This is a genomic window from Mucilaginibacter sp. P4_D1 (genome assembly GCF_056401935.1).
The window spans coordinates 1-17,089 of record NZ_JBFUIJ010000030.1 but is presented as its reverse complement, the minus strand read 5'-3'; the positions used below and the strand labels follow the sequence as shown (position 1 = coordinate 17,089).

12 protein-coding genes are annotated in these 17,089 nt (G+C 43.0%); 1 reads left to right on the top strand and 11 read right to left on the bottom strand.

Going from position 1 to position 17,089, the window contains the following annotated elements; translation table 11 throughout:
• Positions 1-189 precede the first annotated feature (189 nt).
• The 7 genes from AC1DV1_RS21425 to AC1DV1_RS21395 all read right to left on the bottom strand — a co-directional run bounded on the left by AC1DV1_RS21425 (position 190) and on the right by AC1DV1_RS21395 (position 10,951).
• Positions 190-2,571, bottom strand: a complete 2,382-nt coding sequence (locus tag AC1DV1_RS21425) for a hypothetical protein (RefSeq protein WP_477363137.1) — start codon at positions 2,569-2,571, stop codon at positions 190-192.
• A gap of 73 nt (positions 2,572-2,644) precedes the next feature.
• On the bottom strand, positions 2,645-3,832 hold the full coding sequence (locus tag AC1DV1_RS21420; protein ID WP_477363134.1) for a DUF4249 domain-containing protein: 1,188 nt from the start codon (positions 3,830-3,832) through the stop codon (positions 2,645-2,647).
• Between the two features lies 1 nt (position 3,833).
• Positions 3,834-5,003 carry a DUF4249 domain-containing protein gene (locus AC1DV1_RS21415; protein ID WP_477363131.1) on the bottom strand — a complete coding sequence of 390 codons (1,170 nt, stop codon included), beginning with the start codon at positions 5,001-5,003 and terminating at the stop codon, positions 3,834-3,836.
• Between the two features lie 3 nt (positions 5,004-5,006).
• On the bottom strand, positions 5,007-6,164 hold the full coding sequence (locus AC1DV1_RS21410; RefSeq protein ID WP_477363128.1) for a DUF4249 domain-containing protein: 1,158 nt from the start codon (positions 6,162-6,164) through the stop codon (positions 5,007-5,009).
• A 2-nt stretch (positions 6,165-6,166) separates the two neighbouring features.
• Positions 6,167-7,333, bottom strand: a complete 1,167-nt coding sequence (locus tag AC1DV1_RS21405; protein ID WP_477363125.1) for a DUF4249 domain-containing protein — start codon at positions 7,331-7,333, stop codon at positions 6,167-6,169.
• Between the two features lie 5 nt (positions 7,334-7,338).
• Positions 7,339-10,116 carry a carboxypeptidase-like regulatory domain-containing protein gene (locus tag AC1DV1_RS21400; RefSeq protein WP_477363122.1) on the bottom strand — a complete coding sequence of 926 codons (2,778 nt, stop codon included), beginning with the start codon at positions 10,114-10,116 and terminating at the stop codon, positions 7,339-7,341.
• Positions 10,117-10,204: 88 nt separating this feature from the next.
• Positions 10,205-10,951 (bottom strand): hypothetical protein, encoded by a 747-nt coding sequence (locus AC1DV1_RS21395; protein ID WP_477363119.1) that lies wholly within the window; start codon positions 10,949-10,951, stop codon positions 10,205-10,207.
• A gap of 179 nt (positions 10,952-11,130) precedes the next feature.
• On the opposite strand from AC1DV1_RS21395, the gene AC1DV1_RS21390 reads away from it, so the two are divergent.
• Entirely contained in the window at positions 11,131-11,742 is a 612-nt protein-coding gene (locus tag AC1DV1_RS21390; RefSeq protein WP_477363116.1) for a hypothetical protein, read from the top strand.
• A 137-nt stretch (positions 11,743-11,879) separates the two neighbouring features.
• Here AC1DV1_RS21390 and infB read toward each other — a convergent pair whose 3' ends face one another.
• From infB to AC1DV1_RS21370, 4 genes are all read right to left on the bottom strand, one after another.
• Positions 11,880-14,942, bottom strand: coding sequence for a translation initiation factor IF-2 (infB, locus tag AC1DV1_RS21385; protein ID WP_477363113.1), 3,063 nt, complete (start codon positions 14,940-14,942; stop codon positions 11,880-11,882).
• A 59-nt stretch (positions 14,943-15,001) separates the two neighbouring features.
• Positions 15,002-16,237 (bottom strand): transcription termination factor NusA, encoded by a 1,236-nt coding sequence (gene nusA / locus AC1DV1_RS21380; protein WP_147054170.1) that lies wholly within the window; start codon positions 16,235-16,237, stop codon positions 15,002-15,004.
• A gap of 3 nt (positions 16,238-16,240) precedes the next feature.
• The gene (gene rimP / locus AC1DV1_RS21375; protein WP_477363110.1) at positions 16,241-16,705 is read right to left on the bottom strand and encodes a ribosome assembly cofactor RimP; all 465 of its coding nucleotides are present in this window, start codon (positions 16,703-16,705) and stop codon (positions 16,241-16,243) included.
• A 144-nt stretch (positions 16,706-16,849) separates the two neighbouring features.
• Positions 16,850-17,089 (bottom strand): transposase (locus AC1DV1_RS21370; RefSeq protein ID WP_477363107.1); only part of this gene is annotated, 240 nt, incomplete at its 5' end.

The following is a 17,089-nucleotide window of genomic DNA, read 5'->3' as shown; positions in this document are numbered from 1 at the left end:
ATACGCACCATTTTGGTTTACACAAGTGGTTTTTTAAAAAACATTGGTTTAATCGCTTTTATTGGCTGTTTCATCTATTTCGCAATGTTAATGTCGACTTTTATATACGACATAACTATCTTAATATCAACGCAAAAAGGGATGACCTACTCGGTCATTCCTTTTAAAACTTTCTTAAAATTTATTTTTTTATTTTACTTCGAAGCTAAAATACTGGGCCCCGGCGTCACCTTCTTCACTTATTCCCTGCACCGATACAACGTATTTTCCCCGCTGATCGGAGGTATAAAAGGATACCTGACCCTTTCCAACCGTATTTGTATTTACATCCGGTGACCAAAACAACAGGCTCCTAAAGTCTGGCACACGACTGTTGGCCGCCTTTTCGGTATCATAAACCGGCGAATAAAACTCGCGTTTTAACTGTAAGCCTTCGTAATCTAAAACCACGGCATGGGGGTCTATCTCTACGCCTCCAAGGTCTCCTTTGTATGTGGTGAAGCTGAACACCCCTTCATTTACAGTAGGGCCGTAAAAATACCTGTCTCTTACAACCTCAAGCTTTCTTACCTTCAACGGATCAATTGCCATCACCTTATCAATATTAAATACAGGCACATCATCCAGTAAAACAATAGGATCGCCGTCTAAAAACCCTTTTTCGTTTAATACTTTAATGTGGTACCGCCCCCTGGAGCGCACTATGTTGTCTTCTCTTACATACTCGCGCAGCACTTCTTCCATTGTGGTAAAACGGGTATAGTTATCCAGCAGGTAGGTTTTATAAGGCTGCGCAAAAAAGCCGGCGCTATCTACACCCGGATCATAAAACCGTTTGATTTTATTAAGGGCATATATATTTTGTATCTGCATGCCCAGGCTATGCTGTTCTAAGGCCTTTTGCAAATCGGCAGACAAGGTTAATTGAGGTAGCGTACGTTTGCTGTATTGCTCCGAAAACGGGCTCAAAACATCAATCCGGAAGGTTGAATCTTTCTCGGAATTAGTTTGGGCGACTACTTCGCCCGGACCAAATAGCTGCTTGGTGTTAAACACAAGGTGACCCAATGAATCACTTCTGGATGCATACAATTGTACCCTTTTGCCAGGCACACTCAAATAGGCTACGATATCCTTTGCCGGCGCACCTGTTAGTGTGTTTGTTATTTTCGCGCTTATCAGGTGGTCGTTATACTCAGGTAAAAAGTTAAATGACGACGACCCTCCATTTACAATATTACTCCATTGAAACCTGCGCCAGCCCTGCGACAGCATCAGGTTGTCCATAGCGGCATTAGCTTCGGCATTTTGATTTTTGAAATAATAGCCTGCCGATTCTATATTGCCCCTCAAATCCGATCGAAGCCACAGGTAGCTAGATATATCATCAGCATCCATTTGCTGCAATGAATCGACCCGGTAAACAGAAAGCGATAAATTTGCCAACACAGCCGTTCCTTTTGCCCCTTTGGTACCCACGTTAATATTTACTTTTTTTCGCGTGGCATACTGAGGCTGATCGGCAGCCGCATCTATTTGTAATAGCTGTTTAGGGCGTTTAAAATAAAGCCGCTCACATACCGGCTGTTTGGCGTTGTTAAAAATAGTTATATGCGATACCCCTTCGCCCAATTTGCTTTTATCGATGCTAAACGTAGCCGCTCCGGAGGTAAGCGAAGAGCTTAAAGCCGCTTTAATTAATTGCCTGGTGTGCGCAAAAAGGAATACTTCGCCACCACCTGTGTTGCTGTTTACGGTAACCTGTAAATTAGGTCCGTTATCCTTTAATTGCATTACATAGCCCTGATTACTAACCAAGGGCAATTCCTTAACCAATTTATTACCCTGGCTGGTTTTAACAATGGCCTTATAGCTGTTATTTGCTAACGGCGTAAATATAAAACTGCCCATACCAAACTTTAGGGGCTCAAAACGCGCTACCGTATCGTTATGCTGATCAATAACAGCACCCCGGTATACCGCCACACCATTGCCATTTGGCGCGGTAACTTTAAAGGCCACCTTACTGTTTAAGCCCGCTACCAGGCTACCTCCTTCGGGAAAAAATTGCAGGTCGTAAGCAGCAGTTTCTTTTGCCAGGGCATCCGGCGACTTCAAAGGATTTACAATGGTAATGTTCTTTTCGAAATAATAATCGGGGCTGAAATTTTTCATCCAGCTGGTATATGCCCGCAGCGTATAATTACCATTGCTTACCGATACAGGGATGTATAGCGAGCCACTACCGGTGCCATAATTCGTGGCTATTTTGGCCTGCATAATGGCATTGTGGGCGTTATCTATAACATCAACATAAACTACCTTGCTCAAGTTTAATAATTGATGAAACGAGGCATCAACACTATAGGTTTTAAACCAAATAATTTCGCCTGGCAGGTACACGCTTTTATCGGTATGTACATATATTTTTTCCTGCACGTTGCGCTGCCGGTATTGGTTAAAGCCGTTTTTTACCTGCTCAATTACCTGTGCAAAACCTACTGTTTGTGCAAGCAATAAAATCAAACCCGACGAGAATATTATTTTAGTAGTTCTGTTATGTTTTCCCATAGCTAAAAGCTGGTTTGTTTAATAATTATGTATGCGGCTTTGCATTGCCGTTGTTGTTGTTTTTGTTTGTTCGCTATGGCTTCCAAAATGGGGGAGGTAATGACTTACCCCTTATCCGGCAATCGGTACATTCAACCGTTGAATACGTGTAGCCAATTAAGACATTCATATTTACAATTGACGAAACCGGTATTGCACTACCGTCAATTATAATTAGCTGCACTTCGTGCTGCATTGTTTTAGGGTTATAAAAAAGTGCCGTATCTGCCGAGCAGCTATATGGGTAAACAGGGTACCACTCTGCAGGTAATTGATTATTGTTGATGAAAATCCGTTTGCGCTGAATGTTGGTAATGGTTATGAACCCGATAACCGGCTCATTAGGGTTGGTTATACTGTGAATATTGCCCTGTAGCTGGGATGGCTGGGCATCAAAGATACTTCCCAGCTGTTCGGTATTTTTCCGGATATTTTCCCAAAACTCATATCCCTCTTTTGTTAAGCCGTATTGGTTTAATAAAATGGAGTACCGTATCGAAAGTTTTTCGGCGGTAGAAGGTATTTGTATTATCGGGGCTTGGAATATAACATCTGAGCTCAGCTTGGCGGACGATGCTATAACCGTGTTACTTGATGTATCACCTGTATAACAATAATACATCGCTTCATTCTGTCTTCTGGTCCTTATTCCTTTAGTCTCTGGATCCACAATAAAGCCCGATTCGTACCGGGCATGAAACTTCCATGCCTCCGCATAATCCCAACGGTAATAGCGTGTATTATTAGTTGCGTCATGGGTATTAACATAAATATTCAGGTTGCCGGCCTTGGGTGCAAAGCCGATGCTGTCAATAGGAGGAGTCTTTTTCACCGCAATATAGTCAGAGGCGTACTCCTTACTGTTGCCCGAAATATGTAGCCGGTATTTCTTCGTTTGGTCAAGAGTTAGCACTGCCGACGAAGCGTATCTTCCGCTTTGGCCGGGCACCTCCTTCAACTCGGCAACATTTACGCCGCCTTCAGCCTGAATATTAACAGCATAGCCCGCCAGTCCCGATGTTTTTACATTATCGCCAAGGTTAACGGTTTCGCTCAGCTTAATCACCGTAACACTATCGCCAACGTCAATTACCCCTTCTACCACCAGGTAATGGTTGGGGCTGCTTATAACAGATGGGTTATACGGCTTTTTACAACCCGTAACAACTATACCGGCCCATATCACCAAACACCATATATTCGTTTTTTTTATCTTATTCATATTATTCTTTCCAAAATGGGGGTGCTTCAATTTTACCTCTAACCCGGCAATCAACACAATCAACAGTAGATGCTGTATAACCAAGAACAGTATAGGAACCCTGTAATATTGTTGCTATTGGTATCAGTGGCCCATCAAGTATCAATACTTTAACGTCGTTTTGCCGGCTATTGGGATTTTGAAAAAGGCAGGAGTCAATCTCGCAACTGCCTTTATAATTAGGTTGCCACTCGGCAGGCAAAGCACCGCCTGATATAAAGATCCTTTTGCTTTGCATATTGGTTATACTAATATAGCCAATTACCGCTTCGGTTGGGTGTGTAAGGCTGTGAATATTACCTATCAGCTGCGATGGCTGGGCATCAAATATGCTGCCCAACTGCTCGGTATTTTTTTTCATGTTCTCCCAAAAATCGTAGGCTGCTTTTGTAAGCGCGTACTGTTTTACAAGGATGCTGTAACGGATTCCCAGTTTTTCTGAATTGGGGGCTATTACGATGATCGGGTTTTCAAATATTACATCCTGGGTAAGTTTTGCCGATGAAGCTAAAACAATGTTGGCTGATTTATCTCCCGAATAACAATAGTATATGCTTTCAGCAATACCCCGGGGACCAATTTCGCCGTTTCTGAGTATTAGACCTGAGTTAAATGCCGAATGGAAACGCCAGGCTTCTTCATATGACCAGCGATAATAGCGGGTATTGTTGGCCGGATCATGCGTGTTCGAAAAAATTTGTAATCCTTTGCTGCCTATTTTATAGTTCACACTATCAATAGGAGGGTTAGCCTTTACGCCTTCATAATCAGAAACATATTCATTTCCGGTCATCAGTATATGCAGGCGATATTTTTTTGTTTTATCAAGGTTTAATGCCGCCGCGCCATAATGCCCGGGTTGATACTGCTGTTCCTGTAAAGGTATACTAACGCCACCTTCTGCTTCAACAGATACCTGTGCACCGCTTTGAAACGTTGTTGTATCATGCGCGCCGAGGTTCACGGTTGTGCTTAATGTTATTATTGTCGAATCGCTGCCACTGTCAATATTTCCCTCAACCACCAGGTAGCTTTTATTATTGGTTATCACCGGCGGAGCATACGGTTTCCGGCAGCTGGCAGTACACCAGGCCGTTAATATCAAAATCCATATATGCTTATTTCCTGTCATATTTTAATTTTGCCAAAAAACTGGTGCGTTAATATTTCCTCTCACTCTGCAGTCGGTGCACTCTACAGTTGATGCCCTGTATCCTATTAACTGCCCCAGGCTATCCAATACACTTGATGTTGGTACTAAGCCGCCCTTTAAAATAAAAAGTGCTACATCATCCTGGCGGGTATTGGGATTGGCAAATAAGTAGGCATTATTTTCACACCCTGTCAAATCTATATTCCATTCATCCGGTAAAACATTTTTTGATATAAAAATTCTTCGGCTTTGCATATTGGTTACGCTTACATAGCCAACAACGGGTTCGGCGGGGTTGCTTATGCTATGGATATTGCCAACCAATTGCGATGGTTGCGCATCAAATATACTGCCGAGTTGCTCTGTGTTTTTCCTAAGGTTTTCCCAAAAGGCATAGGCGCCTTTGGTTAAGGCATATTGTTTCAGGCGTATGCTGTATTTTATCTCCAGCTTCTCAGAGTTCCGTGGAATCAATGTAACCGGATTTTGGGAGATTACATCCTGTGATAGCTTCTCTGACGATGCCAAAACAATATTACTTGATTTATCCCCCGCATAGCAATAATAATACATCTCGTTTGCGGCTCTAAAAGTTATCTTTCCGTTTTTAACAATGAGGCCTGAATTAACAGCCGCGTGAAATTTCCAGGCCTCTTCATACGCCCATCTGTAATAGCGTGCGTTATTGGTAACATCATGCGTACTTGAGTTTATTTGCAGCCCCGGGCCCGTTATCTTATAACTAATGCTATCAATAGGGGGCGTTAGCTTTACGGGCTCATAGTCCGATGCATACTCATCCCCCCCGGTTTTAATATGCAAACGATATTTTTTAGCCTTATCCAGGTTTAAACCAATTACCAGGTAACGGCCTTTAAATTTACTCAGAGGGTAGTTGGCCCCATCTTCCCGTTCCACCGCTACTTCGGCGCCTGAATCAATTAAAAGCGATGTATGGTTAGCTATATTTACTGTTCTGCTCAATGTTATCAGGGTCGAATCGCTACCGCTATCAATTACACCCTCAACTACCAGGTAGCTGGCCCGGGCCAATACCGCTGGTGGCGCATACGGCTTTCTGCACCCAGCCACCATTGTTGCGGTGGTTATAAAATACCATATGTAGTTATTTTTTACCATTGTTAAAATTCCCAATAAGGTGGCGCGGTTGTTTTTCCCTTTAATGTACAATCCGAACATTCAGCTGATGCAGCTTTATAGCCAATTATCTGCCCGGTAAACGGATTCAGTATAGCTTCCAGGGGGTTCAGATGAAGCTTAATAATAAAAAGTTCAACGTCATTCTCTCCGCCATTATTTAACAAATAACCCAGCTTTTCACACAAACCGTCGTCCGGAACGTACCAGGTATAAGGCACCCTGTCGTTATCAACAAAAATGCGTTTGCGCTGTGTTGTGCTTATGCTTACAAACCCAATAACCGGCTCATCGGGGTTTGTTACATTATGAATATTTCCCTTTAACTGCGAGGGCAGCGCATCAAATATACTGCCCAACTGTTCGGTGTTCCGCCGGATGTTTTCCCAAAATTGATATGCTTCTTTTGTAAGCGCATACTGTTTTACCAGGATACTGTATTTTATAGTGAGTTTTTCTGACGATGGCGGTACCACAGTAATTTGAGTATTAGCAATTACGTCCCGCGTCAGCTTTTCTGATGATGCCAAAATGGTATTGGACGATTTATCGCCCCGATAACAATAATAAATCATCTCTTCTTCCCGGCGCGGCACTATTTCACCGTTTTTTACAATCAATCCCGAGTTAAACCGGGCGTGAAACTTCCAGGCCTCTTCATAGGCCATCCGGTAATACCGGGTACTATTTGTAGCATCATGGGTGTTTGAATTGACTTGTAGCCCTTTCGGCGTTACTTTATAAGTTACACTATCAATAGGAGGGGTTGGTTTAACAGGCACATAATCTGATGCATATTCCTTCCCGCCGCTTGTTCTGATATGCAGGCGATATTTTTTCGCTTTATCAAGGTTTAACCCGATAGCAAGGTAGCGCCCTGCCTTAAACTCGTTTAACGAATAGTTTGTGCCCGCCTCACTTTCAACTGTTAAACGGGCATTGGTTTCGGTTGCCAATGAGGTGGTATCTGAAAGGCGTACAGTGTTACTCACAGTAATAATTGTCGAATCGGCGCCGGGATCAATAACGCCCTCAACTACCAGGTAACTACCGGGGGCCGATACCGGGTTTGGCGTATAAGGTTTACGACAGGCCGGAGTGGTTGCGGTAAGTAATATCAAATAAACCATATAGTTGCCCCCCTTGCACATTGTGTTTAAAACCTGATGTTATAGTTGATAAACGGAATTGGCCGGGCAAAAATAGACAGCTTGTACCCGCTTATTATACCTCCCTGTTCGGTAAAATAGGTAGAGTATGCATTTTGTCTGCCGGTTAAATTATACACCCCTATGGTGAACGAGTTGTGTGTAAGCTGATGTACTTTGTGATTACCCTCAATGTTCATCGAAAAATCGGAACGGAAGTAATCAGGGATGCGGTACTGGTTCCTGTCTGAATAATATACCCGCTCCGATCCGCCGTACTCATATTTTGCCACCGGTAATGTAATAGGCCTGCCTGTGCTGTAAGTAACGTTTAACGATACGCTAAACCTGTGCGAAAAGCGGTAATTGCCTATGAAGTTAAAAGCATGCGGCTTATCAAAATTGGCCGGATAGTATGAGCCGCCATTAATCAGCTCGCCCTCGTTAGGATTGGTTTGTCTTAAAAAAGTGCGCGAGTAGGTATAAGTTATCCATCCATTGGCCTTGCCTGTGGTTTTCTTCAGCAAAAACTCAATACCGTAAGCCTTGCCTTCGGTACCCAATACATCGTTTTCAATATGGTGGTTTAATACAAGGTTGGCGCCGCTACGGTAATCCAGGTAGTCCCTTAGTCTTTTGTAATAAATTTCGACAGACGTTTCGATGGTGTTTGCCTTCATGTTGTGGTAAAGGCCAAGCGATACCTGGTCGCCGTATTGTGGCTTGATATTAGGATCGCTTAGTTGCCAAACATCGGTAGGGGCAATGGCAGTTGTATTTGATAATAAATGGATGTATTGCCTTAACGTGTTGTAACCGCCCTTTAAAGAAGTATTATCGCCCAGCTGGTAACGTGCCGACAAGCGAATTTCGGGCCCCGAATACGTTTTAATGAACTTCCCGCTGCTGTAATTGGTACTATCCAGCAGGTTTGAAGTTGTTTTTGGCAAATTAGGTGCGTAGTTGTAAACCAATTGCGGTCCCAGGAAATTGTATATAGAATACCTGATACCTCCGCTTACCGAAAAATCTTCGGTAAAATCATACTTATCGCCCAGGTACAAAGCGCTCTCCAAAGCCTGCTGCGCCGGGATAACATCAGGCGCTACCAATGACTTGGGGCTATTGGGCTGAAAGTTGCCGGGATGGAGCTTATAAAAAATAGAGCTTAAGCCAAAGTCAATGGTGTTTTTACGGTTAAGGTAATAAGTAAAATCCGCTTTAAAATTGGTTTGGTTAATATCGAAATTAAGCTTGTATGCATTTACCGGGTTATCATAGCTGGCAATATCATATTGATACCTGTCTATCCCGGCGCCTATTACGCTAAACAGCTTATCGTTAAAGTTATGCTTCCATTTAATATTGGCGTTGCGGTTGCTGTAGCCGTAAGATGTATCGCTGTTTAACTTAAATTTATCTTTGCTCAGGTAGGTTGTTACATAAATATTGTTCTTCTCGTTTATCTGGTGACTGATATCCAGGTTTAAATCGTAAAAGGATGCCTGGCTGTGCTTATAAGCATCGGGCAGCAACTTCAACAACCAATCGGAGTAAGTGGTACGGCCACCAAAAGAAAACGAGGTTTTATCTTTAATAATAGGCCCTTCTATATTAAGCCGGCTGGTTATTAAACCAATGCCTGCCGAGCCGGTAAATTTCTTTTTATTGCCTTCGCGATTGGTAACATCCAATACCGACGACAGGCGCCCGCCAAATTTTTCAGGAATGCTGCTTTTATAAAGTTCAATGTCTTTAACGATGTCGGGGTTAAATGATGAGAAAAAACCAAAAAAATGCGAGGGGTTATAAATGGTGGCATCATTCATTAAAATAAGGTTCTGATCGGCCGACCCGCCGCGTACGTTAAACCCGGTTGTAGCCTCGCCTACTGATTGTACGCCTGGAAGCGTTAGTACAACCCTCAACACGTCGGCTTCGCCAAATACGGTCGGCACCTGTTTAATGCTCTTGATGTCGAGCCTGTTTACTCCCAATTGTACGTTACGTACGTTGGCGACTTTCTCGGCCGATATTTTTACTTCCTTCAGGCTGGTAACCTGTTCCTTCATTTCTATAATCAGCTTCCCATCAGAGTAAAGTACAATTTGCCTGCGGGTATCACGCATCCCAAGGCCACGGATGCTCAAAATCTGGCGGCCTTTCGGTAGGCTAATAGTAAAATAACCAAATTGATCTGTTGCTACCCCCGTTTTAGTATTGGTAACAAAAATGCTGCCCCCAATTACCGCCTCGCCAGATTTGCTATCACGAACATAGCCCGATAGCGTTGCATTGCCTGCACCAATTGTGTTAGTTTTATTACCTATCTCATATAACTTATTTTCTGTAGTCGCCTCCGGAATGATCTTTTCTTTCTGATCGGTAAATTCGGCTACGGTTGTAGTAACGTTGTTCTTTACGGTTTCCGGGCCAGGTTTAATTCCAAAAAAGCCCGCGGCAAGCGATGGTTGTATCTCGCGACCTTTGGTTAAAAAAACCTGGCCATCAGCGGTTATCGCGTAACGAAACACGGTATTTTTGAACGCGGCATCAAGCGCGACGTTAACCGGTTTATTATCTACCTTAACGGTTACCTTTAAACTATCAAATAAGGCGGGTTCATAATAAATGTGATAGCCGGTTTTGGCTTCAATTTCGGTAACAAACTGCTCAATAGTGGTTTGTTGCACGTTTACGCTAATTGTTTTAACCGCCGTTTGTTGGGCATTGCCAACTTTCATCAGGATCAAAAAACAAAAAGTAAAAAAGTAAATTTTTTTCATTCGCATATTTATTTCTCGCAATATCCTGAACTGGGTGACGGTTTTAACTACTATCTATTAGTTGAATACTACAGGTATGAAAGCTTTCTTATTTTGATAATTGATCGTATTGGGCGGCTATTAAATACATCGCTTTTTCCGGGTTATCCTTAAACTTAATTTTATTAGCCTTTATATACTGCTGCAATTCTTTTTTCTTGTCCTTTAATGCATTCAGGAAAGCGCCTTGTCCGCCTGTACTATAGTAATTATTGCCTTTTTTTAAATAGTAATGCTTTTTAGCCTCTGTAAAAAAGGTTTCGAGCGTAGTTTGGGTTGATATACTCTGTATACTTTTTGTCCACTTAACTAAAACCTGCAGGTTGCCGCCGTATATCTCTTCATATACCCCTGCGCTTATAGACGATGCCAGGTTTGTCGAATCGGCCGCAACGTACACAAAATGATGGCTAAGCAAATCAAAACTTTGTATCCTGGAGTTTATTAATGAATATTTGGAAAAGCCGTTATACAGTAGTGTTACAACAAGGTCTTTGTTGATATCGTACATCATCGGCACGTTTGCGTAAAATATACCATCGTAATTAACCGAACCGGTTTTGAATGCGTTTATGTCTAAAAAGCAAGCATTTCCTTTAATTAAAGGATCATAAAACTCATATTCGGGGCCGTTATAAAGGCGCGACATTTGACCAATAGACGTATTGTAAACATCAACTACATGGCCAATGGCAATTTTTTGCATTGTACTGTCATCCGCTACTGTTTGTCCAAAGGCTCGGCCACTTATATAAGTGAAGACGATAAAAAAGCACAGGAATGGTTTATTTATCATTTAGGTTTTATAAAAAGGAAATGTACATTACTTTTAATTAATAATCAAACCCCGCACCCGAAAAGATAATCCAATGCGTATGATGTAGTGATTATGTTACAATTGTAAATACAACAATATATTACGCAATGACGAAACCGTTTGTAACAGTGACTGTTAAATGTTTATAATTTACAGTTATGAATGATGGTTATCATAATATCCCGGAGCAAACAGAAGGCGGAATGACCGACTTTATCCACTTTGCAGATCTTGATACACGCCAGGCGGCGCATGCCCTTTTCCTGCTGGCTAAAAACAGGTTAAAAGACGTTTCTAACTGGCACCAATTTGCCGGGCCTGCCTCCTCAAAGTTTTCGCTTACTGATGCGCAGGGAAATGAGCTATACCGCATGGCCGAAAAAGGAGATCATTTTTACGTAGACCTGCCTGCTCCCGGCTCGATAGCAGGAGGGGGGCTGGACTGGGTAATGATTGAAAGCATCCAGGAATTTGAAAACGCGAATTCGGAAAGCGAATTTATAGCTATTACGGTAAGGCCGGTGGCAAATCCCCGGCATCCGGGTGAAGCCATTGCCAATTTCTACGATCATAGCGCTACCAATACTTTTATTGTTGAGCGGTACTTAAACCACGTTAGCGCAGCAGTACATGGGCGAAATGAAGTGATCAATAACTCCGATACCAATTTATACGATAGCATCCGTAATACCATTATTGCGCTTACTGCGCGTCAGGGCCTATCGGGGCCACAGTGGAAAGCGCTGGTAGAGGGCTTGCTAAAGGAGTGAATTGGACAGGCATCGCCCGGAATGAAAAGGCTCGGGGAATTAAACTCCCGGCGAGCAACTTTATTTAATATATTGATATAAAGAAAAAGGGCTAATCTTTAACAGATCAGCCCTTCAAATTATCAATGCTTTGCTTATTACAACTTGCGTTTTACTTCTACATTTTCGTAAGCTTCAACAATGTCGCCTACTTCAATATTGTTGAAGTTTTGGATGTTCAAACCGCACTCGTAGCCAGTCAATACTTCCTTCACATCGTCTTTAAAGCGTTTCAGTGAAGCCAGTTCGCCTGTGTATATAACTACACCGTCACGAACTATGCGGATTTTGCTGTTACGGTTAATTTTACCATCAAGTACCATACAACCTGCAATGGTACCCACCTTGCTGATCTTGAAGGTTTCGCGGATCTCCACGTTCGCAACAATCTTCTCTTCAAAGGTTGGTGCAAGCATCCCTTCCATCGCCGCCTTAATTTCGTTAATGGCATCGTAGATGATAGAGTATAACCTAATATCGATCTGCTCAGCTTCGGCAAGTTTACGGGCACTTCCCGAAGGACGAACCTGGAAACCAATGATGATCGCATCTGATGCAGAAGCCAGCAACACGTCTGATTCGGAAATCTGACCTACCGCTTTAGATATAATATTAACCTGTATCTGCTCGGTAGATAGTTTCAGTAATGAATCTGATAACGCCTCGATAGATCCATCCACGTCGCCCTTAACAATAATGTTAAGTTCCTTAAAGTTACCAACTGCCAAACGACGGCCGATTTCATCAAGTGTAATGTGTTTCTGCGTGCGTAAACCTTGCTCGCGTTGTAGTTGTAAACGCTTGTTGGCAATTTCACGTGCTTCAACTTCACTTTCCAATACGTTGAATTTATCCCCCGCTGTTGGCGCACCCTGCATACCCAATACCTGTACAGGTGTTGAAGGGCCTGCAGAATCAACTCTTTGGCCACGCTCGTTGGTTAATGCCTTAACACGACCGCTGTAGCATCCGGCCAAAATAGGATCTCCTACTTTTAAACGGCCTGCCTGTACCAATATAGTGGTTACAATACCACGGCCTTTATCTAAAGCAGCCTCAATAACGGTACCTACGGCACGTTTATTAGGGTTGGCTGTAAGTTCAAGTAACTCGGCTTCAAGCAATACTTTCTCTAACAGCAGTTCGATATTTAAGCCGGTTTTGGCCGATATCTCTTGTGTTTGGTATTTACCGCCCCACTCTTCAACCAAAATATTCATGGCCGATAGTTGCTCGCGAATCTTATCCGAGTTAGCACCAGGCCTGTCAATTTTATTGAAAGCGAAGATGATTGGTGCACCTGCGGCCTGCGCGTGGTTTATGGCCTCGCGGGTTTGCGGCATCACGCTATCATCAGCAGCAATTACAATAATTACAATATCTGTTACCTGTGCACCCCTTGCACGCATGGCGGTAAACGCCTCGTGACCCGGCGTATCCAGGAATGTGATCTTTCCTTTATTATCCGGCAAAGTAACTTCATAGGCACCAATGTGCTGGGTAATACCCCCGGCTTCGCCACCAATTACGTTTGTTTTGCGGATAAAATCAAGCAATGATGTTTTACCATGATCCACGTGACCCATGATGGTTACAATCGGCGCACGGGGAACTAAGTCTGCCGGATCATCTGGCTGGTCAAGGTTGGCCTCTTCATCCTGTGGCTTCACAAATTCAACCTGGTAGCCAAATTCGTCGGCCACAATGGTTAATGTTTCTGCATCAAGCCTTTGGTTGATAGATACGAACATACCCAGGCTCATACAGGTAGATATAATCTGGGTTACAGATACATCCATCATCAATGCAAGCTCATTAGCAGTTACAAACTCGGTAACCTTTAATACTTTCGATTGCAACTCCTGCTCCATTGCCAATTCATCGGCACTGGCGGCAACGTCATCGCGTTTTTGACGGCGGAATTTGGCCCGCTGTGCAAATTTGCCCGACTTACCGGCACCACTTAAGCGTGCAAGCGTTGCTTTAATCTGGTCTTGTATATCTTTTTCTGAAGGCTCTTCCTTAGGGCCGGTATTTTGTGGCGCATTGTTACGGTTACCTCTGAAATCAGGGCGGTTTCCACCACCTCCTCCTTGCTGAGGGCCTCCGTTTCCTGGCGCACCATTACCGCGGTTCCTGAAATCCGGACGGTTAGGGTTAATAGTACCGCCACCCGAAGGGGTATGCGGAGGATGAGTACCACCACCTTGCTGATTTTGCGGATGGTTACCGCCACCTTGCTGCGGATTGCCCTGGCTATCTTTACGTTTCCTTTTGCGCTTATGATCGGCGCTGTTTGAATTTGATGAAGATGCTATAGGATTGCGTTTTGGCGCATTAACCGGCAATTGTATTTTACCAATAATATTAGGGCCTGTAAGGCGCTCTGCCTTGGCCCGTATTACGTCATCATCGCCATCTGCAGGTGTTTCAGCCGGGGCTTCAACAACAGGTGTCTGTACAACAGGAGGTTTTGGCGCCTCTGCTTTGGGTTCTTCTACCTTTGGTGCTTCAACAACAGATGGTTTTGGTGCTTCTACTTTAGGGGTCTCGGCAACAACCGGTTTTGGTGTTTCAACAACAGGCTCTGGTTTTGGTGCTTCTACTACGACTGGCTTCTCAGCAACAACCGGCTTAGGCGCTTCCACAACTGGCTCTGGTTTTGGAGCTTCTACTACAGCAGGCTTTTCGGCAACAGGCTGTGGTTTCGCATTCAGGTTATTAAGGTCAATTTTCCCAATTACCTTAACTCCAGGCAATACATCACCGCGCTCCTCGGTTTTCACCGCGGCAGCAGGGGCAACAGACTCAACCGGTTTCGGTTTCTCGGCCTGCGGTGCGGTATATTGGCCGGCATTTTTGATCAGTATCTCTTCGTTCTCAAAATCGCGTGAACGGCGATTTTCGATTGGCTTTTCAGGCAGCGGCGCAGTTTCCTCTTTCCTTATCTTACCGATACTGATCTGCTTGGCTTCCTCTTTAATACTTTTATCAAAGGCAAATTCCTTCAACAATGCGCCGTACATGTCGCCATTTAGCTGGGCCATGGGGTGCTTGTCAACCTTATAGCCTTTAGTCGCCAAAAAATCGACAATGGTACCCATACCAATGTTGAGCTCTTTTACCGCCTTAATTAATTTTATTGATTTGTCTTCTGACATTTATTATATTTTCTCTGCTAATTATCGCAAAAATACGATTTTAATTTTGGTTATTATGCTTATTCAAACTCAGCATTCAATATTGATAGCACTTCTTTTACCGTTTCTTCTTCCAGATCGGTACGTTTTACCAACTCGCCAACAGTTAAAGCCAATACCGATTTTGCTGTATCTAAGCCAATGCGCTTAAATTCATCAATAATCCAGCTATCAATTTCATCTGTAAATTCTTCAATATCCACATCCTCATCATGCTCATCAGCCTCGCGGTAAACATCTATCTCATAGCCGGTTAATTTACCTGCCAGTTTAATATTGTGACCACCACGGCCGATAGCTAACGATACCTGGTCGGGTTTTAAGTACACCGCTGCTGTTTTTTTCTCATCATCTAATTTAATAGATGTGATTTTGGCCGGCGACAATGCACGTTGAATATAGAGTTGAATATTGTTGGTGAAGTTAATCACATCAATATTTTCATTTTTTAATTCGCGAACGATACCATGTATACGTGAACCCTTCATACCTACGCAGGCACCAACCGGGTCAATACGGTCATCGTATGATTCTACGGCAACCTTGGCCCTTTCGCCCGGCTCGCGTACAATTTTTTTAATAGTGATCAACCCGTCGAAAATTTCGGGAACTTCCAGTTCAAACAAACGCTGTAAAAACTCCGGTGCAGTACGCGAAATGATAATTTTAGGATTACTGTTCAGCATATCTACCTTATGTACAACAGCTTTTACGCTATCTCCTTTTTTAAAGTAGTCGGCCGGTATCTGCTCTGTTTTTGGCAGCAACAATTCGTTGCCTTCATCATCAAGCACCAGTGTTTCTTTTTTCCAAACCTGGTAAACCTCGCCGGTAACAATTTCGCCAACGCGATCTTTATATTTTTTAAAGATCTCGTCTTTTTCCAGTTCCAGAATTTTTGAAACCAGTGTTTGGCGTGCCGCTAAAATAGCACGGCGACCAAAGCTTTCCAGGGTGATTTGCTCAATTTGCTCATCGCCTACTTCCAAATCCGGATCAAACAATTTTGCTTCCGCCAGCTCAACCTCCAGGTCATCATCTTCGCTAAACCCATCTTCCATAACCTTACGGGTGCGCCAAATTTCTAAGTCACCGTTGTCGGTATTAACAATCACGTCGCAATTTTCATCTGTGCCGTATTTTTTCCTGATCATGCTTCTGAAAACGTCTTCCAAAACGCTCATCATGGTTGGGCGGTCAATGTTCTTGAAATCTTTAAATTCCTGAAAAGAATCAATTAAATTAATATTGCTCATTTTCTACTTGAATGATATTAAAACTTTTGTTTCTGTTATTTTATCTAATGGGATAACGCTCTCAACAGTTTCGGCCTTTTTCCCTTTTTCTTTTATTTTTTCTTCAATTACAATGGCATCCTCGGTTAATGCCGATAAAACACCTTCTCGTTTTACGCCATCGGCCATTTTGATACCCAATGTGCGCCCAACATTCTTGGCATATTGCCTTGGCGACGAAAGCGGGAAATCAATCCCCGGCGACGATACTTCCAGGTTATAGGCGGTTTCAATTACATTTTCTTCCTCTAAATGGAAGCCCACATGCCTGCTTACCGCCACGCAATCGTCAATACCTACACCGTCATCACCATCAAGCAAAACGATAAGTTTTCCGTTTGAGTGCATTTTAACATCCACCAAAAACAAATTCGGCTTATCGGCTATCTTCTCTTCTACCAGTTCCCTTACTCTTTTTTCAATGTTCATTACCCGCCCGTTTTTGATTGATAATTTTTAATTGATAAAATAAAAGAGGGGGCTATTTGCCCCCTCTTTTATTAATTGACTGCAAATATAATCAAATTTATTAATTTTTCAACTATCAAATAGGGTTATTGCAGGGCTGACGCATTAGAAATTTTTATTAGCGATAAGCGTTAACAGAAATTTATGGTTCCAACCAGCCATTTTTCGTTTGGCCTTCAGGCTGGCCTTGCTGGTTTTATCAGCTTTCAGAATATTTAAGGCTATTTTTCTGACGACTGCCAGGTTTTGAGCGGCCTGCCTGTTGCGTGTGGTATTGTGGTCTTCGCCAAAACCAACATCCAGTTGCCAGTGCAACTGATTTTCTATCCCCCAATGTGCGCGGAT